At 61.2% G+C, this 1845-nt stretch carries 2 protein-coding genes; both read left to right on the top strand.

The annotated features are described in order from the left end of the window. Positions 1 to 1092, top strand: a 1092-nt coding sequence (locus tag Q4C89_RS14490; protein ID WP_303103332.1) for an AAA family ATPase, incomplete at its 5' end; no start/stop codon positions are given. A 133-nt stretch (positions 1093 to 1225) separates the two neighbouring features. Beyond that, a complete protein-coding gene (locus Q4C89_RS14485) occupies positions 1226 to 1741 on the top strand; it encodes an NADPH-dependent FMN reductase (protein ID WP_303103331.1) in 516 nt (171 codons plus the stop codon). The last annotated feature ends 104 nt before the right edge of the window (positions 1742 to 1845 follow it).

The raw sequence follows: 1845 nt of genomic DNA, 5'->3' as shown, positions 1-1845 counted from the left end.
GCCCGCCTGGAATACGGCGAACTGCCCGCGCTGGAAAAAGACGTGCAGGAGCTGGAGCGCAAGCTCAAGACCGCCGAGTTTGCCCACATGGAAGTCGCCGAAGAAGACATTGCCAGCGTGGTGAGCCGCTGGACAGGCATTCCTGTGAGCAAGCTGATGGAAGGCGAGCGCGAAAAACTGCTGCGTCTGGAAGAACAGCTTCACCAGCGCGTGATTGGGCAAGACCGCGCCATCGTGAGCGTGTCGGACGCCATTCGCCGCGCCCGTGCGGGCCTGAACGACCCCAACCGTCCCCTCGGTTCGTTCATGTTCCTGGGGCCGAGCGGCGTGGGCAAAACCGAACTTGCCAAAGCTCTGGCCGAGTTCCTGTTCGACAGCCCCGATGCGATGGTGCGCATCGACATGTCGGAGTACATGGAGAAGCACACGGTCGCCCGCCTGATCGGTGCCCCTCCCGGATATGTCGGCTTCGAGGAAGGCGGCCAGCTGACCGAGGCCGTGCGACGCCGCCCCTACGCGGTCATCCTGTTCGACGAAATCGAAAAGGCGCACCCCGACGTGTTCAACGTGCTGCTGCAGGTACTGGACGACGGACGCTTGACCGATGGGCAGGGCCGCACGGTGGATTTCCGCAACACCCTCATCATCATGACCAGCAACATCGGCAGCCCGCTGATTCTCGACATGCAGGCGCGTGGGCAGGACGCCGAGGCCATCAAGTCGGCGGTGCTGGAGGAGTTGCGCGGCGAGTTCCGCCCCGAGTTCCTGAACCGCGTGGACGACATCATCGTGTTCGACGCGCTGACCGCTGCCGACCTCCACAAAATCGTGGACATTCAGATGCAGAGCCTCCGCAAACGCCTTGCCGAGCGCCGCGTGACCCTGCACCTCAGCGACGCCGCCAAGGACAAGCTGGCGGAACTGGGCTACGACCCCGCCTACGGAGCGCGTCCGCTGCGGCGCACGATCAGCCAGTACATCGAAACGCCGCTGGCCCGCGAAATTCTGAGCGGTAAGGTGGCTGACGGCAGTGTGCTGAACGTGGATTATGGCGACGGTGGGTTCATGTTCGAGACGGGCAGCCTGAACTGATAAGCGAGAGGCGATAGAGGATGGAAAAAGAAGCTGGGGCTGAGGCTCCGGCTTTTTTCATTGGCCTTACCGCTTGTCTTCGTGCAATGGAAACATGGCCCATTTTTGCGTTCCACTGCTAACTTAAATCCCTATGCGCGTTCTTCTTCTGTGCGGCAGCCTTCGGGCCGAATCGGTCAATCGGGCGCTACTTCGTGCCTTCGCAGAGCAGGCTCCTGCGGCAGCGGAAGTACAGTTTTTCGATGGTCTGAATGCCATTCCTATCTTCAATCCCGACCATGAAAAGCCTGAGCCGGAAAGCGTCAAAGTCTTCCGGCTGGCACTGGAACAGGCGGACGCCGTCGTCGTCGCTTGCCCCGAATACGCGCATGGCATCCCCGGAGCGTTCAAAAACGCGCTCGACTGGGTGGTGTCTTCAACCGGACTGCAAGACAAGCCGACGCTGGTGCTGACGGCGCTGGGACGCTCAAGACACGTCCCGATGCAACTGGCCGAAGTCTTGAGCACGATGAGTGCCCGTATTCTCGGGCCGTATCTGGCTGGAATTCACACGACCGTGGCGGCTGCCCAGGCTGAGCTACAGACTCCAACCAAGCAGGTGATGATGGGCAAGTGGTGGAATGAGCTCGAAGAGGCGACCAAAGGGTGAAGTCCCCTATCAGACTCACTTCACCCGCACGAACTCCCCGCCCGTGCAACCCATCATCGGCGGGTCAATCGTCAGCTTGATGCGGCGGTAATCCTCGCTCAGTT

Origin of the sequence: Deinococcus sp., from assembly GCF_030523985.1 — a bacterium.
In the GTDB taxonomy this organism is placed as follows: Bacteria; Deinococcota; Deinococci; order Deinococcales; family Deinococcaceae; genus Deinococcus.
The sequence above is the reverse complement of the archived record's forward strand: the minus strand, read 5'-3'. Positions and strand labels throughout refer to the sequence as shown.